This window comes from Methylobacterium terricola, assembly GCF_006151805.1.
Lineage (GTDB): Bacteria > Pseudomonadota > Alphaproteobacteria > Rhizobiales > Beijerinckiaceae > Methylobacterium > Methylobacterium terricola.
Genome location: NZ_VDDA01000027.1, coordinates 13665 through 37309, shown reverse-complemented (window position 1 = coordinate 37309; position 23645 = coordinate 13665). Strand labels below are relative to the sequence as shown.

Genomic DNA, 23645 nt, shown 5'->3' with positions numbered 1-23645 from the left:
CTGGCCGCTCTGCTCAGCTGGAAGGGTCGTGCTAATCGGGATAGCTGCGCTTTAGCGGAAGGTCGGCATCTCCGGCAAGTCGCTCGGTGGGCTGACGCAAACCCCGAATGGCATACCCGCGCCTACCGGGTTGCGTTTGAGGGGCCATCAGCGTGCCGCTGAATGCTCGAACGAGCACCGCCTGAAACTTTCGAGAAAGACGCCTCACGTTCCATATGCCAAGCTTATGCGCGTAGTTTCTCGTTACCTGTGAGAAGACAAGCGAATGGGTTCAGAGCCGGTAGCGCTCGGACAGGAATAGAGAACGCATTCCAAGCGCAGCGACAATCATAGTTTTGTCACATCGTGAACACGATGCAACCACTAGCCGGCATCATGGGGAATGTGAACAACTGCCACACTCAGTTTGGAGCCGATCTCGTGATTTTCACGGTCCACGCGACTTGCCGCGAACTTCGATTTTCCCGATTATTTGCGGCACCCCTGCAAGCAATCGAGCAAGGAATGTCGCTAATTTGTGCTGGCGCGCAGAATGTGCTGATTGCAGATGGTGATGGATGCAAGCGCTCGCCCATCGAGCTCTACAATATTATTTGTGGCACCTCTGCAGATGCACGCAAATCAACAGAGTCCATTCAGAGCACATTCTTCACTCGGGCCGCGGCCTGAGAAGATCTTTAACTGATCAAGAGCGACTGTGAGGAAACCGTGTCAGGAAATCAGAGGGTTGGAAAACCCTCGCAGCCGGACACCCCTGACACAGGTTGCGAGGAGCCACAGCCTTGACCCGGGCGTGAACGGCAGGCGCTCGGGCCGCTTCATCGGCTGGAGCTCGGCAGCCGGATAGCTGGCTCTGAGACCTTCCGCCACCATGAAGCGGTGGATGCCGGTGGCGACCGACCGGCGCCGGCTGATCGTGGAGTGCGAGAGGGCGCGCAGGTCGAGGTGGGCGAGGTAGGCCACCATGTCCTGGCGCGTCACGTCGGCGAGACGCCGCTCGCCGAGCCAGCCGAGGTAGCAGGCGATGTCGCTGCGATAGGTCTTGAGCGACGAGGCGGCGGTGCCGCGCTCGGCCGCCAGGGCTTCGAGCCAGAGCTCGGTGACGTCGGCGTTGGTCATGCCCGGAGCATGACCAGTGATCCCTTAACGGCGAGTTCTCTGAGAAACACCAGTTATGCGAACTCAGGCGCCTGGACAGGTACCCTGCCCCATCCCCACGGCCTGTCACGCTTCGACGTACTTGTGATCGGAAGCAGGTAGCTGACACCAGCCGGCCATGTGAATGCGAACACCTGACCCCTTGCAGACCTTCTAGCACCACATCCCATATGTCCGCTTCGTGGGAAGAAGCGGCCCCTTGAGCGGCGGCCACGACATCAGCAGGTAGGGGCACATTAGCGACCACCGATGGGAGGACGCCTTGGCGTCAGCCCGCCCGTAGCTTGGCGCGCCCTGAACGAACTCGAACTGCCCTTGAAAGATACCGTTAGGTAGGTATCCTTTGGGCGAAGGGCGCCCGAGCGCCATCGGACAATGACCATGGCGACCGCCTACCATCGCAAGAAGCAACCGGAGCTCGTCCGGCGCACGCTCCTCGACTGCGCCGCCAAGCTCGCCCTGGAGCAGGGCCTCGCCGCGGTGACCGTGCAGGCTGTCAGCCTCGCCGCCGGCGTGACCAAGGGCGCGCTGTTCCACCATTTCCCGCGCAAGCAGGCGCTGGTCGAGGGCGTCGTCGCCGACCTCATCGCGCAGCTCGACGCCGACATCGACGCCGCAATGGCGAAGGATCCCGAGCCCTACGGGCGGTACACCCGGGCCTACGTCGACATCACCCTGCACGACCCGATGATGACCGAGGGCGGCCAGTGGGCGGCCCTGCACATCTCCATCCTCGCCGAGCCGGCCCTGCGCCGGATGGTGTCGGACTGGTTTGCCGAGCGCCTGCACCGCCATCGGGACACCGACGGGGACGCCGACCTGGAGTTCGTCCGGCTGGCCGCCGACGGCGCGTGGATCGCCTACCTCGTGCGCGAGAAGCCGACCGACCCGGTGCCGGAGCTCGGCGCGCTCCGCGCGCGGCTCATCGCCATGACCCACGCCGGACGACTCGGGCCTGCGGACGGCTGCCGGACCTGAGCCATGGCATATTCATCGACGCCCGAACTCGCCGCGGCCCATGCCCCGGACGAGAGCGACGACGCTTACGGCGAGGTGGCATCCAGGCACGTATCCGCGGCGCGCATCCTCGGCCTGTTCCATCCCTACGCGGGCCGGATCGCGCTCGTCCTCCTGCTCATCGCGCTCGCGACGGCGGCGGGGCTCGCCGCGCCGTTCCTCCTCCGGGAGATCATCGATGTCGCGCTGCCGCGCGGCGACGTGCGGCTGCTCGGGCTGCTCGCGGGAAGCCTCGTCGGCCTCGCCGCGCTCGGCGCCGGCATCGGCGTGCTCCAGGCCCTCGTCACTGCGAAGGTCGGGCAGGAGCTGATGCACGACCTCAGGGTGCGCGTGTACGCGCACCTCCAGTCGCTGCCTCTCGGCTTCTTCACGGCGACCCGGGGCGGGGACATCCAGTCGCGCATCGCGAGCGACATCGGCGCCCTCCAGGCGCTCGTCACCCACACCGCGGGCGAGGCGACGCGCAACGCCAGCGCGGTCGCGATGACCGCGGCCGCGATGCTGCTGCTGGAGTGGCGGTTAGCCCTTTTCTCCTTCCTGGTGCTGCCGCTGGCGACCTGGATCAGCAACCGCGTCGGCCGGATGCGCGAGGAGACCACCTACGCGCAGCAGGAGCGGATCGCCGAGATGACCTCGGCGGTGCAGGAGTCCCTGTCGGTCTCGGGCATCGTCCTCGCCCGCACGACGGGCCGCACCCGGCACCTGGTCGAGCGCTTCACGCGGGCCTCGCGTGAGGTGGCGAACCTGGAGGTCCGGTCCCACACGGCCGGGCAGTGGCAGTGGTCCGTCATCGACCTGGTGCTTCAGGCCCTGCCGGCCCTCACGCTGTTCCTCGGCGGCTGGATGATGAACGCCGGGACGGCCATGACCATCGGCACGCTCGTCGCCATGATCGCCCTTCAGGAGCAGATGCTGTTCCCGCTGGAGGAGGTTCTGCGCACGGGCGTCGAGGCCCGCAAGGCGCGGGCGCTGTTCGCCCGCATCTTCGAGTACCTCGACAAGCCGGCCGGCATCACCGAACGACCGGACGCCGTCACCCTCGATCCTTCGAAGGTCGCCGGCCACGTGCGCCTCGATGGCGTGACGTTCTCCTACGACGGGTCGGGACCCGCCACCCTGCGCGGCGTCACGGTGGACATCCCCGCCGGCTCGCACACCGCCATCGTCGGCGCGACCGGCTCGGGCAAGTCGACCCTCGGTCATATCCTGGCACGCCTCCACGACGTCGATGGCGGCGCCGTCATCTACGACGGCGTCGACGTGCGGGACCTGAGCATGCGTTCGCTCTCCGAGGTCCTCGGGGTGGTGACGCAGGACCCGTTCCTCCTCCACGCCAGCATCGCCGAGAACCTTCTGTTCGCCCGGCCCGAGGCCACGGTGGCGCAGATGGTCGAGGCGGCGCGCATCGCCCAGTTGCACGACCTGATCGCGGCCCTGCCCGACGGCTACGACACCGTCGTGGGCGAGCGGGGGCACCGCTTCTCCGGCGGCGATAGACAGCGTCTCTCCCTGGCGCGCACCATCCTGCGCGATCCCCGGGTCCTGCTGCTCGACGAGGCGACGAGCGCGCTCGACACCGCCACGGAGCGGGCGGTGGTCGAGGCCTTGGCTCGGCCGGGCAAGCCGCGCACGACCATCACCATCGCCCACCGCCTGTCGACCGTGCGCCGAGCCGACCAGATCGTCGTGCTGGACCGCGGAACGGTGGTCGAGAGCGGAACGCACGAAACCCTCCTGGCCCGCGACGGCGCCTATGCGCGCCTCGTGCGCAAGGCCGCCTGACGGCCCGGCACCAACGGACCATCCCCATGTCGATTCCCACCTCCCTCCACCGGACGCCGGTCCTCGTCGCCGCCGCCTGCCTCGCCATCCTCGCCCTGCAAGGCTGCAAGCCGGCGGCAGACGGCCAGCCCGCGGGCGGGCCCGGTACGGCGGGCGCCGCGCCCGACGTCTCGACGGTCACGGTCGCGGCGGTCACGGTGCCGCGCACCCTCGACCTGCCGGGCCGCCTGACCTCGACGCGGGTCGCCGAGGTCCGGGCCCAGGTCTCCGGCATCGTCCAGGAGCGCGCCTTCGAGGAAGGCAGCCTCGTGGCCAAGGGCGACGTCCTCTTCCGGATCGACCCCGCCATCTACCGTGCCGAGGTCGACGCCAAGGCCGCCGCGCTCGCCCGCGCGGAGGCGACCAAGGTCCAGGCGCAGCGCCAGTCGGAGCGCACCGAAACCCTGTTGGAGCGCCAGGCGGCGAGCGCCGCCCAGCAGGACATCGCGGTCGCCGCCCTGCGCCAAGCCGAGGCCGACGTCGCGAGCGCCAAGGCGCAACTCGCCCGCGCCCGGATCGACCTCGACTACGCCACCGTGCGCGCGCCCATCGCCGGCCGCATCGGCCGGGCCCTCGTCACCGAGGGGGCGCTCGTCGGCCAGGGCGACGCGACCAAGCTGGCCCTGATCCAGCAGGTCGACCCGATCTTCGCCGACTTCAACGCCTCGGCCGCCGACCCGAGCCGTCTCGCCGAGCGCGCCTCGGGGCAGGAGGAGACCGAGGTGCGGTTGGTACTGCCCGATGGCTCACTCCATGCCGATGCCGGGCGATTGCTGTTCACCGACGTCAGCGTCGATCCCGGCACCGGGCAGGTCAGCCTCCGCGCCACGTTCCCGAACCCGAAGGTCGCCCTGCTTCCAGGCACATATGTCCGCGTCCGCGTCGCGCAGGGCACGCTGCCGGGTGCGGTCATTCTCCCGGCCCAGGCCATCCAGCGCAGCAGCGCCGGCGTCGCCCAGGTCTACGTCGTTGCCGAGGACCGGACCGTGGCGCTGCGCCCCGTCCGCGCGGGGGCGCTGACTGATGCCGGCTGGATCGTCGAGGACGGTCTCAAGGCCGGGGAGACCGTCGTGGTCGAGGGCTTCCAGAGGCTGCAGCCCGGCATGGCGGTGAACCCGTCCCCCTGGCAGGCGCCCCGCAATGCCTCCGCCTCCGCGAAGTCCTGACCGTCGGGATCACGCCGCCATGACCCGCTTCTTCATCGCGCGCCCGATCTTCGCCTGGGCGGTCTCCATCTTCATCATGCTGGTGGGGGTAATCTCCATCGCCTACCTGCCGGTCTCGCAGTACCCTGACGTCGCCCCGGTCACGATCCAGGTGACGGCGACCTATCCCGGCTCCCCGCCGGAGCGGCTCTACGACGGCGTCACCCGCATCATCGAGGAGGAGCTCAACGGCATCCCGGGGCTGATGTACTTCGAGAGCACCAGCGACACCTCCGGAATGGCGCAGATCACGGCCTCGTTCGCGCCGGGCTCGGACCCGTCGAAGGCGACGGTCGCGGTCCAGAACCGGATCAAGCGCATCGAGGCGCGCCTTCCACGTGCGGTGACCCAGCAGGGCGTCATCGTCGAGGAGGCCAGCACCAGCTTCCTCCAGTTCGTCACCGTCTCCTACAAGGACGGCACCATGAGCGAGACCGACCTCGGCGACCTCGCCGCTCGCCGCCTCCTCGGTGAGCTGCGGCGGGTGCCGGGCGTCGGCCGGGCGACCCTGTTCTCGTCCGAGAAGGCGCTGCGCATCTGGATCGACCCGGTCAAGCTCGTCGGTCTCGGCATGACGCCGGGCGACGTGACAGCCGCGGTCGGAGCGCAGAACGCGCAGGTCGCCTCGGGCGTCGTCGGCGCCCAGCCGGCGACGGAGGGCCAGCGCATCGCCGCGAACGTGTTGGTGAAGGGGCAACTGACCACACCGGCCGAGTTCGGTGAAATCGTGCTGCGCGCCAACCCCGACGGTTCTCTGGTGCGCCTGCGCGACGTCGCTGAGGTCGAGCTCGGCGGACAGTCCTACGCGATGCAGACCCGCCTCGACGGGCGCCCCGCCGCCGGCATCGGCATCCAGCTCGCGCCCGGCGCGAACGCGCTCGCCGCCGCCAGCGGCGTGAGGGCGAAGCTCGCCCAGCTCCAGCGCACGCTGCCGGCCAACGTCCGCGTCACGGTCCCCTACGACACCACCCCCTTCATCGAGGTGTCGATCCGGAAGGTGCTGATGACGCTGGCCGAGGCGATGGCGCTCGTCTTCGCCGTGATGTTCCTGTTCCTGCAGAACGTCCGCTACACCCTGATCCCGACCATCGTCGTGCCCGTGGCGCTGCTCGGCACCTGCGGCGCGCTGCTGCTCGCCGGCTTCTCGATCAACGTGCTGACGATGTTCGGCATGGTGCTCGCCATCGGCATCCTCGTCGACGACGCCATCGTCGTGGTCGAGAACGTCGAGCGCATCATGGGCGAGGAGGGGCTGCCGCCGAAGGAAGCCACCGCCAAGGCCATGGGCCAGATCACCGGCGCCATCATCGGCATCACCTCGGTGCTGGTGACGGTGTTCGTGCCGCTCGCCTTCTTCCCCGGTTCGGTCGGGGTGATCTACCGCCAGTTCGCGGTCAGCATGGCGACCTCCATCGCCTTCTCGGCCTTCCTGGCCCTGTCGCTGACGCCGGCCTTGTGCGCCACGCTGCTCAAGCCCGTCGAGGCCGGGCACGGCCACGCCAGGGGCGGGTTCTTCGGCTGGTTCAACCGCCGCTTCCGGGCCGGCACGCTGGCTTATCGCTCCGGCGTCGCCGGGCTGCTGCGCCGGCCGGTGCGGGCGCTCCTCGTCTACGCGCTGCTCGTGGCCGCCCTCGGCTGGGGGTACCTGCGCATGCCGTCGAGCTTCCTGCCCATCGAGGACCAGGGCTACGTCATCGTCGACGTGCAGACCCCGCCGGAATCGGCCTCCGGGCGCACCCTCGATATGGCCAAGCGCATCGAAGAGCACTTCGCCAGGGAGCCAGGCATCGACAGCCAGACCCTGCTGCTCGGCTTCGGCTTCTCCGGCCAGGGCCAGAACGCGGCGCTCAACTTCGTCGGGCTGAAGCCCTGGGGCGAGCGCGGCCCGGACGACGGCGCCGACGCCATCGCCGCCCGCGCCAACGCCGCGCTCGGGGGGATGCCGGACGCCATCGCCATGTCGCTGTCGCCGCCGGCCATCGACTCGCTCGGCAACTCCAGCGGCTTCGCCTTCCGCCTCCAGGACAAGGGCCAGCAGGGCCATGCGGCGTTGGCGGCCGCGCGCGACCAGTTGCTGAAGGCGGCGAGCCAGAGCCCGGTCCTCGCTGGCGTCTACGTCGAGGGGCTGCCGACCGCGCCGCAGATCGAACTCGTCCTCGACCGGCAGAAGGCGAACGCGCTCGGCGTCACCTTCGCCGACATCAACGACGCGCTCTCGACGAGCCTCGGCTCGGCCTACGTCAACGACTTCCCGAATCAGGCCCGCATGCAGCGGGTCATCGTCCAGGCCGAGGCGTCCCGGCGGATGAGGGCCGAGGACCTGCTCGATCTCAACGTGCGCAACGCCAAGGGCCAGATGGTGCCGTTCCAATCCTTCTCGCGGGTGCAGTGGACGATGGGCCCGTCGCAGGTCGTGGGCTTCAACGGCTACCCGAGCATCAAGATCTCCGGCAGCGCGGCCCCCGGCTACGCCAGCGGCGATGCCATGGCCGAGATGGAGCGGCTGGCCGGGCAATTGCCGCCGGGCTTCGACTTCGCCTGGACGGGGCAATCGCTGCAGGAGAAGCTCTCGGGCTCCCAGGCGATCTACCTGCTCGCCCTGGCGCTGTTCTGTGTCTTCCTCTGCCTCGCGGCGCTCTACGAGAGCTGGTCGATACCCCTCGCCGTGCTGCTCGTCGTGCCGACCGGCGTGGCCGGCGCGGTCTTCGCCATGCTGCTTCGGGACATGCCCAACGACGTCTACTTCAAGGTCGGCCTGATCACGGTGATCGGCCTGACGGTGAAGAACGCCATCCTGATCATTGAGGTGGCCAAGGACCTCGTCGCGCAGGGCCGGTCTCTGCACGAGGCGGCGCTGGAGGCGTGCGAGCTGCGCTTCCGGCCCATCGTCATGACCTCGTTCGCCTTCATCCTCGGCGTGGTGCCGCTCGCCGTCGCCAGTGGGGCCAGCATGAACAGCCAGAGGGCCATCGGCACCGGCGTGCTCGGCGGCATGGTCACCGCGACGGTGCTCGCCGTCTTCGTCACGCCGCTCTTCTACGTGCTGATCGCCCGAGCCTTCTCGGGGCGTAAGGCCACGGGGACGAAGGCCGGCCAGGCCAATGCTCCGGCCGCACGCGGCATCCCGGCTGGCTGAACCCTGCGTCACGGGCTCGTGGCCTCGCCCGACAGAGGTTGCGCTCCCGCTTCACCCCCGTGGTCCGCAATGTCGGCGGACCTGATCCATCGCCCGGTCGGCAAGCAGGTCGCGCGCTCCCACGAGCACACCGGCGTAGCATGCTCCTGGACAGGGACCTGTCCGACCGCGGGCGGCCCCTTGCCGGTTCCGTGCTCGATGCTTGCGGTCCGGGCAGAGGGGCGAGGGCCCGTCGCCGGTTCGCCGGTCCGGAAGCATTGTCGGTCTCACGCCGTCAGGCGGCCAAGTCCTGGAACGCGAGGGATTGGTGGACCGAGATGCCCGCGGTGACCCCGTCCGCCACGGCCCAACTCACGCTGTGGGGTGCTCGGGCAATATCGCCGGCCGCGTACACCCCTGCGACCGTCGTCAGCTTGGTGGCGTCGGTGCGGATGACCGGACCGAACGGTCCTTCGTCGAGCGCGCAGCCGAGCCGTTCCGCCAGCGGGCTGTTCATACGCGTCCGCGGGGCGAGGTAAAGAACGTCGACGGCTGCCATGCGCCCGTCATCGAGCCGCAAACCCGACAGCGTCCCGCCCTCGCCGACGAGGGCGACCACGGGGGCGGGTTCGATCCCGACATTGCGGCGTGCGAGCCGGGCGCATGTCGCCTCGTCAGGCATGTCCCCGCCGTTCAGGTAGAGCGTCGTCGGCCCCCATTCCGCGATCAGCAACGCCTGATGCGCGGACAGGGGGGACACGGCTAACACGCCGAGCTTGCCGTCTGCGAACTCGTAGCCGTGGCAGTATGGGCAGTGAAGGACACTCTTGCCCCATCGCTCCGCCAAGCCCTGGATCTCGGGAAGCACATCCGTGATGCCGTAGGCGAGGACGAGGCGGGCCGCGTCCAGGGTCTGGCCGCTTGCGAGGGTGACTGTGAAGTCCCGCCCGGCGCGGATATCGACCGCCTGCCCCACCACGATGGTCGCCTGCGGGTAGGCGGCGAGCTGGCCTCGTGCCTGCGCCAGCATCGTCCGCGGGTCGCTGCCGTCCTGGCCGAGGAAGCCATGGGTGTGATTAGGCGTGGAATAAGGGTTCATCCGCACTTTTGGTGCAAGCGGTCGAGCCTCCCAGCCGCTAAATTATTGGAAAGATTGGCTTATTAATAATTTGCAGAAGCTTGTCCGTGGAGTCAGCCAACCCCTTGGAGGTCAAGCTCGAAATCAGATCCGGAACAAGGACTTAGACGGCAAGCCCATCTTTCGCCTGCATCGAAAGTGCGGATGAACCCCGTTCCGATGCCGTTTGACACCGCACCCCGGCGCGGCGGACTGCCGCTCTATGCGGGGGCCTGTGCGTTGCTGCTGGTAGGCGCCGCCTGCGGGCTTGCCGATTGGGTTGGGGCGGCGCTGGCCGGCACCGGTCTCCTGACCCTCACGGGCTGGCTCGTCAGGCACGACATCGCCGTGCGGACGGTGCGCCGGGACGGGCAGGCGCGCTTCATGGCCGCCTGCATGCTGGCGGATTATGCGTGGCTCGGCCTCGCTGGCCTGGCCCTGATCGCCCAGCCGCCGTCTGAGACCGCCTTCGGCTACGACATCGCGCTCCACGCCGTCCTGATCGGCTTCGTCCTGTCGATGGTGTTCGGGCACGCTCCCATCATCCTGCCGGCGGTGGCGCGACTCCGGGTTCCCTATGGACCCCTCCTCTACGGACCCTTGGTCCTGCTCCAAGCCTCGGTCACGCTCCGGGCCGGCTCGGGGCTCGCTGGCTGGCATTCCGGCCGACAGTGGAGCGGGTTGCTGACCATCGCCGCAGTGCTGGCATATCCCGCTTGCGCCGCCGCGTCGAAGCGCGTCGGCGGGCACGCGCGGCCCCTCCCGATTCGGCGAGCGGTGCCATGAGCGACTTTGCCCTCATCTCTGCTGCAGCGCGACCTCGGCGCCACGCCCTGGGCCGCCTCCACCAAGCGGCTGGCCCCGCGCCGGTCACGTGCATCATGAAGTTCGCCGCCTTTGCGTCGACGTGGTAGCTTCGGACGGATCGAAAAGGCGCGCCGACCCCGGCGTATAGGTTGTGGATCCGGTCGGGCAGGAATGGTGCCGCAAGCTGGTGGCCTGGTAACGCGGGCGGCGCGGCATGCGGCCCTGGAAGGGCAGTCCCGGCCGCTTCCCCCTCCTCGCCGGACGGAGCCCACCTCACGATGGCGCAAGCGGACCCGCCTCCCGGCGGCACGATGGACATGAAGGACCAAGCCGACCCACCGCCGTCCGTCGGCATGCCGCTGAACGCCGAGGACTTCCGCAGCATCCTCGACGAGGCGGGCATCTGCACCTGGGTCCTGGACATCCCGACCGGCCGCGTCACCGTCTCCCCGACCTGCGCAGCCCTGTTCGGCGTACCGGCCGAGGGACTGGACAGCCTCGCGGCGATCCAGGCGCTCGTGCACCCCGAGGACCAGGAGGCCAGGTCGGTCTCCATCCGGCACGCGCTGGAGCGCGGCGGGACCTACGAGGTCGATTACCGCGTCATGCGCCGCGATGGGCCCCCTCATTGGCTGCGCTCGCGCGGTGCCGTGCAGGTCGGTCCGGACGGGAAGCCGTTCCGACACCGGGGCGTGGTCACCAGCATCCACGAGCATAGACGGGCCGACGAGGAGTTGCGGGCCCGCGAGGCGCACCTGCGCTCGATCCTGGAGACGGTGCCCGACGCCATGGTCGTCATCGACGAGCAGGCCCGGATCAAGTCGTTCAGCGCCGCCGCCGTGCGCCAGTTCGGCTACGCGGAGAGCGAAGTGGTGGACCGCAACGTCAGCCTGCTGATGCCGGAGCCCTACCGGACCCAGCACGACGCCTACATGGACCGCTACCTCGCCACGGGCGAGCGGCGTATCATCGGGATCGGCCGCGTCGTCGTCGGCCAGCGCAAGGACGGCTCGACCTTCCCAATGGAGCTCTCGGTCGGCGAGATGCGCTCAGGCGGCCAGCGCTACTTCACCGGCTTCATCCGCGACCTGACCGAGCGGAGGCAGACCGAGACGCGACTGCAGGAGCTGCAATCCGAACTCGTCCACATGTCCCGCTTCACGGCGCTCGGCGAGATGGCCTCGACGCTCGCGCACGAGATCAATCAGCCGCTGACCGCCATCGCCAGCTACCTCAAGGGCTGCCGCCGCATCCTGTCCCGCATGGAGGGCGCGGAGGTGCCCATGCTGTCCGAAGCGGTGAACCAAGCCGCCGAGCAGGCGCTGCGGGCGGGGCAGGTCATCCGCCACCTGCGCGAGTTCGTGACCCGCGGCGAGGGCGAGCGCCACATCGAGAGCCTGCCCAAGCTGATCGAGGAGGCGAGTGCCCTGGCCCTCGTCGGCGCCAAGGAGAAGGGGGTGCGCGTGCGCTTCGACCTCGACCCGGACGCGCCCCTCGTCCTCGCCGACCGCGTCCAGGTGCAGCAGGTGCTGCTCAACCTCATCCGCAACGCCATCGAAGCGATGCAGGAGGCTGAACAGCGCGAGTTGGTCGTCGCGACGAGAGCCCTGTCGGCGGAGGGCTCGGTCGAGGTGCAGGTGTCGGACACAGGCACCGGCATCGCCCCTGAGGTCGCGGCACAACTCTTCCAGCCCTTCGTAACGACGAAGGCGAACGGGATGGGGGTCGGCCTCTCGATCTGCCGCACTATCGTCGAATCCCATGGTGGGAAGATCCTCGCCGAGGCGGGTCCCGCGGGTGGGACGACGTTCCGGTTCACGCTGCGCACCATCGACCGAAGGGAGCTCGCGTATGCCCAGTGATACGCTCGTGCATGTCGTGGACGACGACGTGGCGGTGCGCCGGGCTCTGGCGTTCCTGCTCGCCACGGACGGGCTGGCGGTGCGTGTGCACGAATCCGCGAGCGCCTTCCTCGCCGCCGTCGCCGAGCCCACCGGCTGCATAGTCACGGACGTGCGCATGCCCGAGATCGACGGCATCGAGTTCCTTCGCCGCCTCCGGCAGCGGGGCCCCCTGCCGCCCGTCATCGTGATGACCGGGCACGCGGACGTGCCGCTCGCCGTCGCCGCCATGAAGGAGGGCGCCCGCGATTTCATCGAGAAGCCGTTCGACGACGAGGTGATGCTTGCCAGCGTCCGGTCGGCGCTGGCGCAGGCCGAACGGAGCGCGGACCGCGCCGCCGAGACCAAGGTGGTGCGGACGCGTCTGGCCACCCTGTCCGAGCGCGAGCGCGATGTGCTGGACGGGCTCGTCGCCGGCAAGGCCAACAAGGTCATCGCCCTCGACCTCGGCATCAGCCCGCGGACGGTGGAGATCTACCGGGCCAACGTCATGGCCAAGTTGCAGGCCGGAAGCCTGTCCGAACTCGTCCGCATGGCCCTGGTCGCGGGGCAATCCGCCGACGGCTGCTGACGTTTGTCGCCCGGACACCGGCCTCACCCTGCCCTTGTTGAACGGTCGTCGCCCCGAGCTTGGACGCGACGCCGCGCTTGAGGCAGATCAAGGCGCGTCCCCGCGGTTCGACCTAGGCGAGGACGAGACTGGATCGGACGCCCCCATGCCGAAGCGAACAGGACCGGTGCTCGTCGTCGACGACGACGCCGCCGTCCGCGATTCCCTGAAGTTCGTCCTCGGACTCGAAGGGCTGGACGTGCGCCTCTACAAGGACGGCGCCGAACTGCTGCGCGAGGCTGCCCTGCCGCGGACCGGCTGCCTCGTGGTTGATTATCTGATGCCGGGCATGGACGGGCTGGAGCTCGTCGGGCACCTGCGCGACCGCGCGGTCGAGCTCCCTGCCATCCTGATCACCGGAAGGGCCACGGGCGACCTTCTGCGACGCGCGAGCCATACGGGCTTCCACGGCGTGGTCGAGAAACCGTTCGAGGACGGTGCACTTCTCGACAACATCCGCGACGCGCTCGCGGCGGTGGCATGAGGTAGGACGAGACGCCTCCGTAAAACCCCTTAGGGGGGCCTCTTAGGAAAGGCACGGAATTTCGCAGCGGCCGGACCAGGCGTAGCCATGGAACCACGTTCCGCGACCCGGAGGCTTCCATGCAGACCGCCCTCGCCACCGCCGGCCTCCCGCCCGTTTTCTCGACGTCGCTGCCCGGTCGCGCCCTCCCGCTCCCGACGACGGAGGCGAGGCCCGGCCATCGACGCATCGTCGCGGCCGAGGCGGAGATCTTCGCCGAGGGCGACCGGGCGGGCTCCTTCTACAAGGTGGTTTCGGGCGTGGTGCGCACCTACAGGCTCCTCGCGGACGGGCGTCGCCAGATCGACGCCTTCCATCTGCCCGGCGACATCTTCGGCCTGGAAGCCGGCGCGGAGCACCGCTTCAACGCCGAGGCCGTCACCGAGGCGCAACTCGAAGTCCATCGTCGCGAGCCCCGCGCGCTGGCCGGCGATGGCGGCGCGCTGGCGCGGGAGGTCGTGGCCTCGATGATGCGCGGTCTGGAACGGGCACAGGACCACATGATGCTGCTCGGCCGGAAGTCGGCCCGGGAACGCATCGCCACCTTCCTGCTCACGATGGCGCGGCGGATGGCCTGCGGCGGGACCGCGTTGGAACTGCCGATGTCTCGTACCGACATGGCCGACCATCTCGGCCTGACCGTCGAGAGCGTCTCGCGCGCCGTAACCCAGTTGGAGCGTGACGGCCTGATCGCCCTGCCACCCAACCGTCGGATGGTGGTCCTGCGCGACATGGAGGCTCTGGCCGACCTTTCCGAGTGACTTCCGAAAGGTGCTGAGCGCGAGGAGCTTTCCCGCCTCGTGGGCGGTCACGACCGACGCCATCGCGCGGACGTGGACGTACCCGCCGATTTTCCGGCTTCGGACGCACCGCCAATTCAAGCCTCGCGCAACCCGTCGAGACAGGCGGCGTTTGGGCAGAACTCGGGGTATGTGTCCGCTGCCGTCCCGCTCCAGAGCTCGCGCGTGCAGCGTGCCCGCTCCGCGCAGCCGAGGCACGCCGCCTCCAGTTCTCGCACGATCTCGGGGCGGCTTTGCCTGAGTGCCTCGGGTTCGAGGTGCAGGCCGCGCATCAACGTCGCGAGACTGCGAACCTTAGCGGCGGCATCCCAGTCTTTTGCCATGCCGCCGGAGGCATGTGCATCCAGTAGCGTATCCATCATCTCGGCATCGACGTCCCTCAACTCACGGGCCGCCTTGAGCATGCAGCACCAGCCTTCCATCGTCGCGGCGATGCCGAAGGCATCTAACGGGTTGGACTTGCAGGCAGGCGTGGACATGGCGTCTCTCAAGGGCTTTCGGGCGCCTCGCCAATGCGAGGCCTTGATAGTGGGGCGTGGGTCCGGTTCTGGAAGGGCAGCCTCACGCCGCGTGTTGGGCGAGTTCGACGACCTCACAGGTGTCGGCCCGAAGCCGCCAGTCAGATACACCGGCAGCCTTGCAGAACATCGCCTTGGCCTCGTAGGCGGCGGATACGTCGGATCTGGCGGCGATGACCGCCCGCCGCTGCAGCACGACGTGGTCGTGGCCGGTATCGTCGGACACGGTCTTCGCGAAGGTGACGAGGAACTTGCGCATCTTCGCCTCCGGCCGGCATCGACCTCGTGTGCGTACCGGCGGCCCGGTGCCGGGGCCTTGATCCAGCGCAAGGAATCCGGCGCGGCCTCCGTGAGCGACGACTATCGCGGCGGTGCTGTGGCGGAAGCGGACTTCCGTCGGGGGCTGGGAACGGCGCTGCGTGCCTCCGTTGCGCTGGATCAATGCACGGCGTGTCCCGTGGTTCATGCTCCGCGCGGCGGGGAGCGACCGGGACGGGCCCGGCAGGCCCGACCGCACGGGAGGCGGCATGCTGGTCGATACGGGCTCGTGCGAGAGGACTCCGCAGGCGTGCCACCAAGGTCGTTCGGAGAACGGCTGCGCTGACTGCAAGGTGCGCCTGATCAGCGTCTGCTCGGTGCTTGAGCCGACGGAGCTGGAGGAGCTTGAGGCGCTCAGCCACCACCTCACCCTAGACAAGGGCCAAACCCTGTTCGGCCAGGACGAGCCGGCCGGCTCGGTGTTCAACGTGATCGAGGGCGCCCTGCGCCTCACCCGCCTGCTCCCCGACGGGCGGCGCCAGGTCATGGGCTTCGCCCTTCCGGGCGACTTCCTCGGCCTCGCGCTGCAGGTACGCTACTCGGTCTCGGCCGAGGCGCTCGGGCCTGTGAGGACCTGCCGGTTCGGTCGCGAGGATTTCGCCGCCGTGGTTGAGGCCAAGCCGCATCTGCTTAGGAGCTTGCACGAGCGTGCCGGCTACGAGCTGACCCTGTCCCAGGAGCAGATGCTGCTGCTCGGGCGCCGCACGGCCGAGGAGAAGGTCGCCGCCTTCCTGCTGTCGCTGCGGGACCGCTACGCGCGGATCGGTCACTCCTCCGTCACCGTGGAGTTGCCGATGGGGCGCCAGGACATGGCCGATCATCTGGGCCTCACCATCGAGACGGTCAGCCGCATCCTGAACCGGCTCGACCGGGCGCACGCCGTCCTGCTCGTGCCCGGCGGCGCGCGCCTGATCGACCTCTCAAGACTGGAACGGATGGCGGCCAGTTGAGGTCGCCTCACCGCTCCAGCGTCTTCAGGTAGGCGATCAGTGCCTCCGCCTGGTCCGGATTGAAGCGGAACTCGGGCATCGAGGGGTGACCCGTGCGGATGCCCTCGGTGAGCGCCTCCGCGAGGTCGTCGACCGGGTAGCGCTCGTGGAGCGTCCGGAACGGCGGGGCTTGCCGCAGCGGGCTCGCGCCCGTCCGGCCGACGGCGTGGCAGCGTGCGCATTCCGAACGCGCCAGGGCGCGGCCGCGCTCGACCCGGGCGTCCCAGGCGGCGGCAGGGGCCGCCGCGAGGCAGAGCAGGAGCGCTGCGGCCGTGATGGCATCAAAGGCGTGCATCAGTGGCTCATCAGGCAGCAGAGCGGCGATGTCCGTAGGATGTCCCGGGTCACGCCGCCGAACAGCCACTCCCGCAGCCGCGAGTGGCCGTAGCCGCCCATGACGACGAGGTCGGCGTCCTCGCGCTTGGCGAAGCGCAGCACCGCGTCCGCGACCTCGCCGGCCGGCGCGTCCAGCAGGTTCGTGGTGACGTGCGCGCCATGGCGGCACAGCAGGTCGGAGACCTCGTCGGCGCCTTCGAAGCGGGCCTCGGCGCCGGCCGCCGCCACGAAGACCTTGTCCGCGCGCGCGACGAACGGCAGCGCGGCCGAGACGGCGCGGCGCGCCTCGGGCGCGTCCTTCCAGGCGATGACGATGCGGGCCGCGTCGAGGCGCTCGACGCCAGGCAGGGCAACCAGCACCGGACGCCCGGCCTCCATCAGCACCGTGCCCGGGTCGGGCACCATGGCATCATGCCCCGCGCGTCCCACCTCGCGTCCGACGACGGCCAGGTCGGTGCCGCGCGCTTGCCGGACCAGGAAGGCCTCGGGTGCCGCCTCCGCCTGCCGCTGCGGATGTCGGCTCCGGCGCTGGCCCGGAATACCTCCTCGGCCCGCGCGAGCTCGCGGGCCATACTTGGCCTGCTCCTCGTCGTAGGAGGCTTGCGCCGCCACGATGTCGGCGGCCGGGCCGGGGTTCGGCAGCTTGCGGGCGGCGACGCCGGTGAGCGTCGCCTCGAACCGGCGTGCGAGGTCCGCGGCAAGGCGGACGCGGCGGGCGGCCGCCTCGCCGGTGTCGAGGGCGACCATGATGCTGGCGATGGACATTGAGCGGCTCCGGTTCGGGATGGAAGATCCGTGCAGGCTGCTTCGCCAACCCGTCGCGGTTCATCCTTGATCCAGCGCAAAAACGGACGGCTCTCGCCGAGCGGGCGCCGCAGCGCCCAGGACCAGCGGCTTCTGCCGCGGGGCGTCCTTGATCCAGAGCAAGGGTCGCTGCACCGCAGAGGCGCACGGAAGGATGCCCGTCACGGCCGCGCTCCGTCCGGGTCCGCTCACCGCCATTCCGCCCACTCGTCTGAATGCGACGGCGGCCCACACAGGAGATGCTTTGCTATGACCCGAACCCTGCTCGCCGTCGCGGCGCTGTCGCTCGCCGCATCGTCGACGGTCGCCCTCGCGCTGCCGGTGGGGGAATGCTCCGCCCGGTTCTTCGCCCCGCAGCGGGACGGTAGTCTGAACGGCCGCGACTGGGAAAGCTTCCGGCAAGGCGTGTGAGGTGCCGCGGCGGTCAAGGCGCTCTGGTCCGTCCGTCGGACACCCGACCGCAGCGCCTTGCCCGCGGCCGGCCGATGACGCGTCGGGTCCGCGGACGGGGGCAAGCTTGGCCGTTTTGATCCCGATCAAGGACCGTGGGTTCCGGGACGGGCGAGTGGACGGGCAGCCGAACGTGGCTCTTCCCTGAAGCGAACGGACCCATGCGTAAGACCACCCTCCTCGCCGCCACGGCCGCCGTCCTGGCCTGCGGCTTCCCGGGCGCCCATGCCGCCGACCTGTCGACCTTCGCGGCGCCGCCGGCCCCGGCCCCCGTCGTGGCGATGTGGTCGCCCTGGCTGGTGCGCGTGCGCGCCCTCGGCGTCCTGCCCGACCCGGGAGCCCGCCTCTCGGCAGCGGGCGCACCGCTCGCCGGCGCGGGGGTGGCCATCACCGACTCGGCCATTCCCGAACTCGACATCTCGTATTTCTTCACCAGGAACATCGCGGCCGAGCTGATCCTCGGCGTGACGCGGCACGGCATCCAGGGCGCCGGCACCCTGGCGGGCACCCGCATCGGCAGCACCTGGATCCTGCCGCCCACGCTCACCCTGCAGTACCACTTCGACGGGTTCGGCCCGCTCAAGCCCTATCTCGGCGCGGGCGTGAACTACTCGATCTTCTTCGGCGACCAGAAGCGGGGCGGCTTCACGAGCTTCCGCCTGTCGAACAGCGTCGCGCCCGCCCTCCAGGCCGGCTTCGACTACATGCTCGACGAGCATTGGGGCTTGAACGTCGACGTCAAGAAGCTCTTCCTCGACACGAAGGTGAAGCTCAACGCCGGGGCGATCCGCGGCCGGGTCGACATCGACCCGTGGATCGTCGGCGCCGGCGTCACCTACCGGTTCTGAACCGGTCGGCCGGGACGCCTCGCTAGGCCGCGGCCGGGTCCGTGACCTCAACCACCTGCTCCGCCGCACGCCCGAACGGGCGTGCCGGCGGCTCCATCAGGGCCTCGACGTGAGCGGCGTCCGAGCGTGCCAGGCCGATCAGGTCGTAACCGCCCTCCAGTACCGAGACGATGCGACCGCCGCAGACGCGGTCGGCGATGTCGACGACCCGCTCCGTCGCCCAGCGGAAATCCTCCTCCGCGAAGGCGAGTCCGGTCAGCGGGTCACGCCAGTGGGCGTCGAAGCCCGCCGAGATGAGCACGAGATCGGGCTCGAAGGCCGCGATGCGCGGCAGCACCAACGTTGCCAACGCCTCCCTGAACACCGTGCCGTCGGCACCCTCGGCAAAGGGCACGTTGACGACGGTACCGTGCTCGCCGCACTCGCTCTTCGCGCCGGTGCCGGGATAGAGCGGCCACTGGTGGGTCGAGCAGAACAGCACGGTCGTGTCGTCCCAGAAGATTTCCTGGGTGCCGTCCCCGTGATGGGCGTCCCAGTCCAGGATGGAGACCCGCGCGGCGCCGTGGACGGCTTGGGCGTGGCGGGCGGCGACCGCGACGTTGTTGAAGAAGCAGAAGCCGGCGGACCGTGCCCGGCCGGCATGGTGCCCGGGCGGGCGCATGACGGAGACGGCGTTGCGAACCTGTCCGGTCATGACCTCGTCGACCGCCTGCACCGCGGCGCCGGCGCTTCGCAGGACCGCCTCCAGCGTGCCGGGTCCGACCTGCGTGTCGCCGTCGGGCTGAAAGATACAGCCTCTCTCAAGCCCGTCGAGCGTGGCCGAGACGTACGCTTCGTCGTGCGCCCTGTGGAAGGCGGAGAGCGCAACGCGGGGCGCCTGCTCGCGCACGAGCGCCGCGAAGCGCTGCCGCTCCAGGCGGCCTTCGATGGCGCGGATGCGGTTGGCCCGCTCGGGATGCCAAGGAGGCGCGAGGTCGGTAAGCGCGGCCGTGTGTGTGAGGTGCAGTGTCGTCAAGCGTCGCCTCCCGGGCGGCGCGTGTCGCTATCGTGGTCGGTGACGCCCCGTCGCGCCCTTGGTTAGCCGGTTGCTCCGAGCACCGGACACGAGACGAGCGGGGTCCGAGACGTTTCACGCGATCTTCGGGTGCGCCGAAACCCACATCGAGCCAAGCGTCGACGGCTGGGACCGTCGTTGACCTGGACCAAGGGGCCGGGAAACAGAACCGGATATGCGGGAGGATCGAGCGGACAAGGCAGGTCCCGTCATCGAAGGCGGAACCCGAAGCGAGCGCGTTCCGCCGACCCCCGGCATGCTTTCAGCCCGAGAAACGTCATGGGCCATTCGAACCCTCCTCCGCTGATGCGTTCGGCCGAGCCTCCGCCGGGCGCGGCGGCACGGATGGACCTCCTCTGGGCCGCACAGATCCACGAGGCGGTGGCCAATAGCCTGGCCGACAACCCCTGCCGCCTCGATCCCACCGGAGCGCTCCCGGCCCTGCGGCCCCTGCGTCGGATGGTGCGGGACCATCGGATCAAGGCCATGCTTCTGCGCGGGCGGGCTGCCGCAAACGGGATCGCGCCCGGCGCGAGGTAGGAGGGCGGTCCCTGACACAAGTGCCAGCGCTGCCGCCGCGTCGTCGCCCGATGCGGCGGTCACGCGGCCCGGCTGTGCACCGCGGCGGAGGTCCCGAGATGCGCGTCGAAGGCCGCCGCGACGTTCCGCACGAAGGTTCTGGCTTCCGCCGTGACGACGAGGATCTCGCCGTCACGTTGGACCAGCCCATCGGCGACGAGCGTCGGCAGCCGCGAGAACGTCGCGAGAAGGTCATCCGGATTGCGGCCGTGGACGCGGCAGACCTGCCCGACGTCGACGGCGAAGTCGCACATGACCCGCTCGATCAGATCGGCCCGCAACCGGTCCTCCGGCGTGAGCGCGTAGCCCTTCACCGTGGCGAGTTCGCCCCGGCCGATGCGCTCGGCGTAGGCCCGCAGACCCGGCGCGTTCTGGACGAAGCCTCGCGGAAGCCGCCCGATGGCCGAGGCGCCCAGCCCGATCAGGGTATCGCAGGGGTCCGTCGTGTAGCCCTGGAAATTCCGCCGCAGCCGGCCTTCCGCCTGCGCGATCTCCAGGGGGTCGTCAGGCAGGGCGTAGTGGTCCAGGCCAATGCGCCTGTACCCGGTCGCGACGAGCGTCTCGGCGATGGCCTCGGCCTGGTCGAGGCGCGCACGCGCGTCCGGCAGCGTGGCCTCGTCGATGTGGCGCTGATGCTTCTTGAAGGCCGGCACGTGCGCGTAGCCGAACACTGCGAGGCGGTCGGGGTGCAGCTCCAGGCACTGCCGCACCGTCTCGACGCACGAGGCCACCGTCTGGTGCGGCAGGCCGTAGATCAGGTCGAGGTTGATCCCGCGCACGCCCGCGGCCCTGAGGCCGACGATCGCCGCGGCGGTGACGTCGAAGCCCTGCCGGCGACGGATCGCCGCCTGGACCAAGGGGTCGAAGCTTTGGACGCCCAAGCTTGCGCGGGTGACGCCGACGTGGCCCAGCGCCTCGGTCATCGCGGGCACGAGGGTCCGCGGGTCGATCTCGATGGCGAGTTCGGCGTCCGGGTCGAAGGGGAAACGCGCGCGCAGGGCCGCGACGAGGCGGACGAGATCCTTCGGGGCCATGACGGTCGGGGTGCCGCCGCCGAAGTGGACGTGGCGGATCAGAGGCACGTGCCCGAACCGCGTGGCGACCAGACCGATCTCGCGTTCGAGAACGTCGACGTAGTCCGTTATCGGGCCATCGTGCCGGGTGATGCTGGTGTGGCACCCGCAGTACCAGCACATCGACCGGCAGAACGGAACGTGCAGATAGAGCGAGGCGGTCGCTCCGCTTGGCGTGCCCGCCAGCCAGGCTGCGTAGCGCTTGGTACCGTTCTCAGTGGTGAAGTGGGGGCTGGGCGGGTAGCTCGTGTAGCGGGGCAGCCGCTCCGCCCCGTAAAGCGCCCTGAGATCCTCCCGCATGCGCGCCTCTCTCCCGCGTTCGCCTGCCGGTCCCGGACCGGCCCCTCGATCCGTGGTAGGTGTCCGACGATGGACCCGCCTTGATGTGGCTCAAGGGCGTGACCGCCTTGATCGAGGTCATGGTTCGGACGCGGTGCGGGGAGCATGACCACCTCCGCAGGCATCGCCCGCGCCCGTCGTCGCGGCGGCCTGCTCAGGCTGGGAGGGTTCGAGGTGCCGAGGGTGATTGAGGTCGACAGCAATCGGTTCGCTATCGTCGAGGGCGACCTGTGGTGGCCGGGGCGATTCGATTCCCCCTTGACCGCGCGTCGCGCGGCGGCCCTGCGCGAAGCCGATCTGGCCCGGCTGCAGGCGCACAAGAACGCCGAGGCGCGCGGCGCCCGCGGCGTCATCACGGTCGCGGACCTCGAACACGCGTAGTGACGGACGACGCCGACCTCAGCTAGGGCGCGGACCCGCCGCCCTTCCAGTGCCCGCGCCGCTTCAGGGCGCCGGCGACCTCGCGCGGCATGTAGGTCTCGTCGTACTTGGCGAGCACCGTATCCGCTTGGAAGGTCCCGGCCGCGTCGAGGGCTCCTTCCGCCACCACGCCCTGGCCCTCCCGGAATAGGTCGGGCAGCAGCCCACGGTACGTCACCGGCACTCTGGCTGCGCCGTCGCTGACGGCGAAGGCGACGCGCTGGTCGGGACCGCGTACCACTGAGCCCACCTGTACCAAGCCGCCGAGGCGGAACCACGCGCCGGCCGCCATCCCCTGCGTGGCGACCTCGCCGGGCGAGCGGAAGAACACGATGGAGCCGCTCATCGCAAACAGGATGAGGCCGACCGCCAGGACCAGCACGGCGCCCGAGACGGCGATGAGGATGAGGCGCCGGGCCTTGCGGCGCGTCATGGGGCATCCTGTGCCGCCGGGCCGTCGGGATTGCGTCCGCAGGCGAAAGGAAGGACGCACGCCGCGAGGAAGCAGAGGGCGCCCGCGGCGAGGAACGACGGCAGGTAGCTCTCCAGCCCAATCCGCGCCACGCCCGCGCCGTAGGCCGCCGCGGCCGCGCCAAGCTGGTGCCCGGCGAACACCATGCCGAGGGCCGCTGGCGCCCGCGGGCTACCGAGCCGGTCCAGAAGGATCCTCACCATCGGCGGCACGGTGGCGACCCAGTCCAGGCCGTAGACCGTCGCGAACAGGGACAGGCCGACGAAGGAAAGGTCGGTGAAGGGCAGGGACACGAGCGACACGCCGCGCAGGCCGTAGAACCAGAACAGCAGCCAGCCGGGCGCGAACCGGTCCGACAGCCACCCCGCGGCCGCCGATCCGAGAAGGCTCAGCAAACCCATCCCGGCGAGCAGGCCGGTCGCCGGGACCGGGCCGACCCCGATGTCGGCGCAGAACGGCACGAGGTGGGCTTGGACGAGGCCGGCGGTGGTCGTGCCGCAGACGGCGAAGCTGCCAAACAGGACCCAGAAGGGACCCGACCGGACAATCTTCCGGAGGGAGTCCCCTACGGAGCGAGAAGCCAGGGGCTGCGTCCCTGCCTCACCCTGCCGTGCGCCATAGGGTCGAACGCCGATATCCTCCGGCCGCTCCGGCACGAGGACATGTATGGCGAGCATCCCTAGCGCCATCAGGGCGCACGGGACGAGGAGGCAAACGCGCCAGCCAAGCACGTCCGCCACCCAGGCGAGGAGCGGCAGCATTGCCAGTTGCCCCGCCGTCGCGGCGGCTCCGAACAGGCCGATGACGAGGCCGCGCCGTGTCGCGAACCAGCGAGCCGCCACGGTCGCGCCCAGCATGAGGAAGACAAGGCCCGCACCGGAACCGACCAGCACACCCCAAAGCAGCATGAGTTGCCAGGCATGCGTTATGGCAAGCGAGGCGAGGAGCCCTGCGGCGGTCATCGCCAGCGCTGTGCAAGCCACCCGGCGCACGCCCCACAGGGTGGTCAGCGGCGACGCGAGCAGTCCCGCCACGCCGAAGGCCGCGAGCCGGACGGCGGAAGCCGCAGAGAGGGTCGCGACATCCCAGCCGAACTCCCGGCTGAGGGGCAAGATCAGCACGTTCGGCGCGCCGAACGCGGCCGCCGCGGCGAGGATCGAGAGACAGGTCGCCGCCGCCACGGTCCAGGCGCGGTGTGGGATCCGAACCGCAACCGGCCGGTGGAGCGCGAGCTCAGTCATCGTTGAGCACGCGGTACTCGGCGCCCTCGATGTCATCGTACTGGCCGCTCCGCAGGGCCCAGAGGAAGGCGGCCAGCCCGAGGGTGCCGAGCGCCAGCGCGATAGGAATGACGAGGAGAAGCACAGTCAT

Annotated in this window: 25 protein-coding genes; 14 read left to right on the top strand and 11 right to left on the bottom strand. The window is 69.8% G+C overall.

The window, feature by feature from the left end; genetic code table 11:
• Nucleotides 1–420: 420 nt before the first annotated feature.
• Nucleotides 421–669 (top strand): hypothetical protein, encoded by a 249-nt coding sequence (locus FF100_RS30500; RefSeq protein WP_139039762.1) that lies wholly within the window; start codon nt 421–423, stop codon nt 667–669.
• Between the two features lie 42 nt (nt 670–711).
• On the opposite strand, the gene FF100_RS30495 is transcribed toward FF100_RS30500, so the two are convergent.
• Entirely contained in the window at nt 712–1119 is a 408-nt protein-coding gene (locus FF100_RS30495; protein WP_139039760.1) for a site-specific integrase, read from the bottom strand.
• Between the two features lie 420 nt (nt 1120–1539).
• On the opposite strand from FF100_RS30495, the gene FF100_RS30490 reads away from it, so the two are divergent.
• Genes FF100_RS30490 through FF100_RS30475 form a run of 4 tightly spaced genes read left to right on the top strand, consistent with a single transcriptional unit; the run spans nt 1540 to nt 8337 of the window.
• A complete protein-coding gene (locus tag FF100_RS30490; RefSeq protein ID WP_139039758.1) occupies nt 1540–2136 on the top strand; it encodes a TetR/AcrR family transcriptional regulator in 597 nt (198 codons plus the stop codon).
• 3 nt (nt 2137–2139) lie between these two features.
• A complete protein-coding gene (locus FF100_RS30485) occupies nt 2140–3957 on the top strand; it encodes an ABC transporter ATP-binding protein (protein ID WP_139039756.1) in 1818 nt (605 codons plus the stop codon).
• 26 nt (nt 3958–3983) lie between these two features.
• Nucleotides 3984–5162 (top strand): efflux RND transporter periplasmic adaptor subunit, encoded by a 1179-nt coding sequence (locus FF100_RS30480; RefSeq protein WP_139039754.1) that lies wholly within the window; start codon nt 3984–3986, stop codon nt 5160–5162.
• A gap of 19 nt (nt 5163–5181) precedes the next feature.
• Nucleotides 5182–8337, top strand: a complete 3156-nt coding sequence (locus FF100_RS30475; protein ID WP_139039752.1) for a multidrug efflux RND transporter permease subunit — start codon at nt 5182–5184, stop codon at nt 8335–8337.
• Between the two features lie 274 nt (nt 8338–8611).
• Here FF100_RS30475 and FF100_RS30470 read toward each other — a convergent pair whose 3' ends face one another.
• The gene (locus FF100_RS30470) at nt 8612–9415 is read right to left on the bottom strand and encodes an NAD(P)/FAD-dependent oxidoreductase (RefSeq protein WP_139039750.1); all 804 of its coding nucleotides are present in this window, start codon (nt 9413–9415) and stop codon (nt 8612–8614) included.
• Nucleotides 9416–9598: 183 nt separating this feature from the next.
• Between FF100_RS30470 and FF100_RS30465 the strand changes: the two genes are divergently transcribed.
• The 5 genes from FF100_RS30465 (at nt 9599) to FF100_RS30445 (ending at nt 14035) form a co-directional block, all read left to right on the top strand.
• Nucleotides 9599–10219 carry a hypothetical protein gene (locus FF100_RS30465; protein ID WP_205825072.1) on the top strand — a complete coding sequence of 207 codons (621 nt, stop codon included), beginning with the start codon at nt 9599–9601 and terminating at the stop codon, nt 10217–10219.
• A gap of 338 nt (nt 10220–10557) precedes the next feature.
• On the top strand, nt 10558–12102 hold the full coding sequence (locus tag FF100_RS30460) for a PAS domain-containing sensor histidine kinase (RefSeq protein WP_425463370.1): 1545 nt from the start codon (nt 10558–10560) through the stop codon (nt 12100–12102).
• Complete coding sequence (gene fixJ / locus FF100_RS30455) at nt 12092–12712, top strand: response regulator FixJ (RefSeq protein ID WP_139039746.1); 621 nt, start codon at nt 12092–12094, stop codon at nt 12710–12712. The genes FF100_RS30460 and fixJ overlap by 11 nt, the downstream gene beginning before the upstream one ends.
• A 145-nt stretch (nt 12713–12857) precedes the next feature.
• On the top strand, nt 12858–13235 hold the full coding sequence (locus tag FF100_RS30450; RefSeq protein WP_139039744.1) for a response regulator transcription factor: 378 nt from the start codon (nt 12858–12860) through the stop codon (nt 13233–13235).
• Nucleotides 13236–13354: 119 nt separating this feature from the next.
• Nucleotides 13355–14035 carry a helix-turn-helix domain-containing protein gene (locus FF100_RS30445; RefSeq protein ID WP_139039742.1) on the top strand — a complete coding sequence of 227 codons (681 nt, stop codon included), beginning with the start codon at nt 13355–13357 and terminating at the stop codon, nt 14033–14035.
• Nucleotides 14036–14151: 116 nt separating this feature from the next.
• Here FF100_RS30445 and FF100_RS30440 read toward each other — a convergent pair whose 3' ends face one another.
• The gene (locus FF100_RS30440; protein ID WP_139039740.1) at nt 14152–14553 is read right to left on the bottom strand and encodes a DUF6455 family protein; all 402 of its coding nucleotides are present in this window, start codon (nt 14551–14553) and stop codon (nt 14152–14154) included.
• An 82-nt stretch (nt 14554–14635) separates the two neighbouring features.
• A complete protein-coding gene (locus FF100_RS30435; RefSeq protein WP_139039738.1) occupies nt 14636–14851 on the bottom strand; it encodes a hypothetical protein in 216 nt (71 codons plus the stop codon).
• 268 nt (nt 14852–15119) lie between these two features.
• Here FF100_RS30435 and FF100_RS30430 point away from each other — a divergent pair, with 268 nt between their 5' ends.
• The gene (locus FF100_RS30430) at nt 15120–15860 is read left to right on the top strand and encodes a cyclic nucleotide-binding domain-containing protein (RefSeq protein WP_139039736.1); all 741 of its coding nucleotides are present in this window, start codon (nt 15120–15122) and stop codon (nt 15858–15860) included.
• A 7-nt stretch (nt 15861–15867) separates the two neighbouring features.
• On the opposite strand, the gene FF100_RS30425 is transcribed toward FF100_RS30430, so the two are convergent.
• Both FF100_RS30425 and FF100_RS30420 read right to left on the bottom strand, forming a co-directional pair.
• Nucleotides 15868–16194 carry a c-type cytochrome gene (locus FF100_RS30425; protein ID WP_139039734.1) on the bottom strand — a complete coding sequence of 109 codons (327 nt, stop codon included), beginning with the start codon at nt 16192–16194 and terminating at the stop codon, nt 15868–15870.
• Nucleotides 16194–17000 carry a universal stress protein gene (locus FF100_RS30420; protein WP_139039732.1) on the bottom strand — a complete coding sequence of 269 codons (807 nt, stop codon included), beginning with the start codon at nt 16998–17000 and terminating at the stop codon, nt 16194–16196. The genes FF100_RS30425 and FF100_RS30420 overlap by 1 nt, the downstream gene beginning before the upstream one ends.
• Before the next feature lie 288 nt (nt 17001–17288).
• On the opposite strand from FF100_RS30420, the gene FF100_RS37395 reads away from it, so the two are divergent.
• Entirely contained in the window at nt 17289–17450 is a 162-nt protein-coding gene (locus tag FF100_RS37395) for a hypothetical protein (protein ID WP_171070396.1), read from the top strand.
• A 200-nt stretch (nt 17451–17650) separates the two neighbouring features.
• Nucleotides 17651–18337: an OmpW/AlkL family protein gene (locus tag FF100_RS30415; protein ID WP_139039730.1), complete on the top strand. Its 687-nt coding sequence runs from the start codon at nt 17651–17653 to the stop codon at nt 18335–18337.
• A gap of 22 nt (nt 18338–18359) precedes the next feature.
• Here the strand turns inward: FF100_RS30415 and FF100_RS30410 are convergent, their stop codons facing one another.
• Both FF100_RS30410 and hemN read right to left on the bottom strand, forming a co-directional pair.
• Nucleotides 18360–19352 carry a histone deacetylase family protein gene (locus tag FF100_RS30410; protein WP_139039728.1) on the bottom strand — a complete coding sequence of 331 codons (993 nt, stop codon included), beginning with the start codon at nt 19350–19352 and terminating at the stop codon, nt 18360–18362.
• Between the two features lie 638 nt (nt 19353–19990).
• On the bottom strand, nt 19991–21343 hold the full coding sequence (hemN, locus tag FF100_RS30405; protein ID WP_139039726.1) for an oxygen-independent coproporphyrinogen III oxidase: 1353 nt from the start codon (nt 21341–21343) through the stop codon (nt 19991–19993).
• A 144-nt stretch (nt 21344–21487) separates the two neighbouring features.
• Here hemN and FF100_RS30400 point away from each other — a divergent pair, with 144 nt between their 5' ends.
• A complete protein-coding gene (locus FF100_RS30400; RefSeq protein WP_139039725.1) occupies nt 21488–21763 on the top strand; it encodes a hypothetical protein in 276 nt (91 codons plus the stop codon).
• Between the two features lie 22 nt (nt 21764–21785).
• On the opposite strand, the gene ccmE is transcribed toward FF100_RS30400, so the two are convergent.
• From ccmE to ccoS, 3 genes are read right to left on the bottom strand one after another with little or no spacing between them, the layout of a single operon-like run.
• Entirely contained in the window at nt 21786–22235 is a 450-nt protein-coding gene (ccmE, locus tag FF100_RS30395; RefSeq protein ID WP_139039723.1) for a cytochrome c maturation protein CcmE, read from the bottom strand.
• Complete coding sequence (locus FF100_RS30390) at nt 22232–23515, bottom strand: MFS transporter (protein ID WP_139039721.1); 1284 nt, start codon at nt 23513–23515, stop codon at nt 22232–22234. Before FF100_RS30390 ends, ccmE begins: the two co-directional genes overlap by 4 nt.
• Complete coding sequence (gene ccoS / locus FF100_RS30385; protein ID WP_063838467.1) at nt 23508–23645, bottom strand: cbb3-type cytochrome oxidase assembly protein CcoS; 138 nt, start codon at nt 23643–23645, stop codon at nt 23508–23510. Before ccoS ends, FF100_RS30390 begins: the two co-directional genes overlap by 8 nt.

What these genes read in the sequence shown, in the direction of transcription:
- FF100_RS30485 (WP_139039756.1), top strand. Translation starts at nt 2,140, where the DNA reads ATGGCATATTCATCGACGCCCGAACTCGCCGCGGCCCATGCCCCGGAC.
- FF100_RS30470 (WP_139039750.1), bottom strand. Translation starts at nt 9,415, where the DNA reads ATGAACCCTTATTCCACGCCTAATCACACCCATGGCTTCCTCGGCCAG.
- FF100_RS30490 (WP_139039758.1), top strand. Translation starts at nt 1,540, where the DNA reads ATGGCGACCGCCTACCATCGCAAGAAGCAACCGGAGCTCGTCCGGCGC.
- FF100_RS30425 (WP_139039734.1), bottom strand. Translation starts at nt 16,194, where the DNA reads ATGCACGCCTTTGATGCCATCACGGCCGCAGCGCTCCTGCTCTGCCTC.
- FF100_RS30460 (WP_425463370.1), top strand. Translation starts at nt 10,558, where the DNA reads ATGAAGGACCAAGCCGACCCACCGCCGTCCGTCGGCATGCCGCTGAAC.
- FF100_RS30465 (WP_205825072.1), top strand. Translation starts at nt 9,599, where the DNA reads ATGAACCCCGTTCCGATGCCGTTTGACACCGCACCCCGGCGCGGCGGA.
- FF100_RS30495 (WP_139039760.1), bottom strand. Translation starts at nt 1,119, where the DNA reads ATGACCAACGCCGACGTCACCGAGCTCTGGCTCGAAGCCCTGGCGGCC.
- FF100_RS37395 (WP_171070396.1), top strand. Translation starts at nt 17,289, where the DNA reads ATGACCCGAACCCTGCTCGCCGTCGCGGCGCTGTCGCTCGCCGCATCG.
- FF100_RS30440 (WP_139039740.1), bottom strand. Translation starts at nt 14,553, where the DNA reads ATGTCCACGCCTGCCTGCAAGTCCAACCCGTTAGATGCCTTCGGCATC.
- FF100_RS30420 (WP_139039732.1), bottom strand. Translation starts at nt 17,000, where the DNA reads ATGTCCATCGCCAGCATCATGGTCGCCCTCGACACCGGCGAGGCGGCC.
- ccoS (WP_063838467.1), bottom strand. Translation starts at nt 23,645, where the DNA reads ATGACTGTGCTTCTCCTCGTCATTCCTATCGCGCTGGCGCTCGGCACC.
- FF100_RS30400 (WP_139039725.1), top strand. Translation starts at nt 21,488, where the DNA reads ATGACCACCTCCGCAGGCATCGCCCGCGCCCGTCGTCGCGGCGGCCTG.
- ccmE (WP_139039723.1), bottom strand. Translation starts at nt 22,235, where the DNA reads ATGACGCGCCGCAAGGCCCGGCGCCTCATCCTCATCGCCGTCTCGGGC.
- fixJ (WP_139039746.1), top strand. Translation starts at nt 12,092, where the DNA reads ATGCCCAGTGATACGCTCGTGCATGTCGTGGACGACGACGTGGCGGTG.
- FF100_RS30475 (WP_139039752.1), top strand. Translation starts at nt 5,182, where the DNA reads ATGACCCGCTTCTTCATCGCGCGCCCGATCTTCGCCTGGGCGGTCTCC.
- FF100_RS30480 (WP_139039754.1), top strand. Translation starts at nt 3,984, where the DNA reads ATGTCGATTCCCACCTCCCTCCACCGGACGCCGGTCCTCGTCGCCGCC.
- FF100_RS30435 (WP_139039738.1), bottom strand. Translation starts at nt 14,851, where the DNA reads ATGCGCAAGTTCCTCGTCACCTTCGCGAAGACCGTGTCCGACGATACC.
- FF100_RS30390 (WP_139039721.1), bottom strand. Translation starts at nt 23,515, where the DNA reads ATGACTGAGCTCGCGCTCCACCGGCCGGTTGCGGTTCGGATCCCACAC.
- hemN (WP_139039726.1), bottom strand. Translation starts at nt 21,343, where the DNA reads ATGCGGGAGGATCTCAGGGCGCTTTACGGGGCGGAGCGGCTGCCCCGC.
- FF100_RS30415 (WP_139039730.1), top strand. Translation starts at nt 17,651, where the DNA reads ATGCGTAAGACCACCCTCCTCGCCGCCACGGCCGCCGTCCTGGCCTGC.
- FF100_RS30450 (WP_139039744.1), top strand. Translation starts at nt 12,858, where the DNA reads ATGCCGAAGCGAACAGGACCGGTGCTCGTCGTCGACGACGACGCCGCC.
- FF100_RS30430 (WP_139039736.1), top strand. Translation starts at nt 15,120, where the DNA reads ATGCTGGTCGATACGGGCTCGTGCGAGAGGACTCCGCAGGCGTGCCAC.
- FF100_RS30445 (WP_139039742.1), top strand. Translation starts at nt 13,355, where the DNA reads ATGCAGACCGCCCTCGCCACCGCCGGCCTCCCGCCCGTTTTCTCGACG.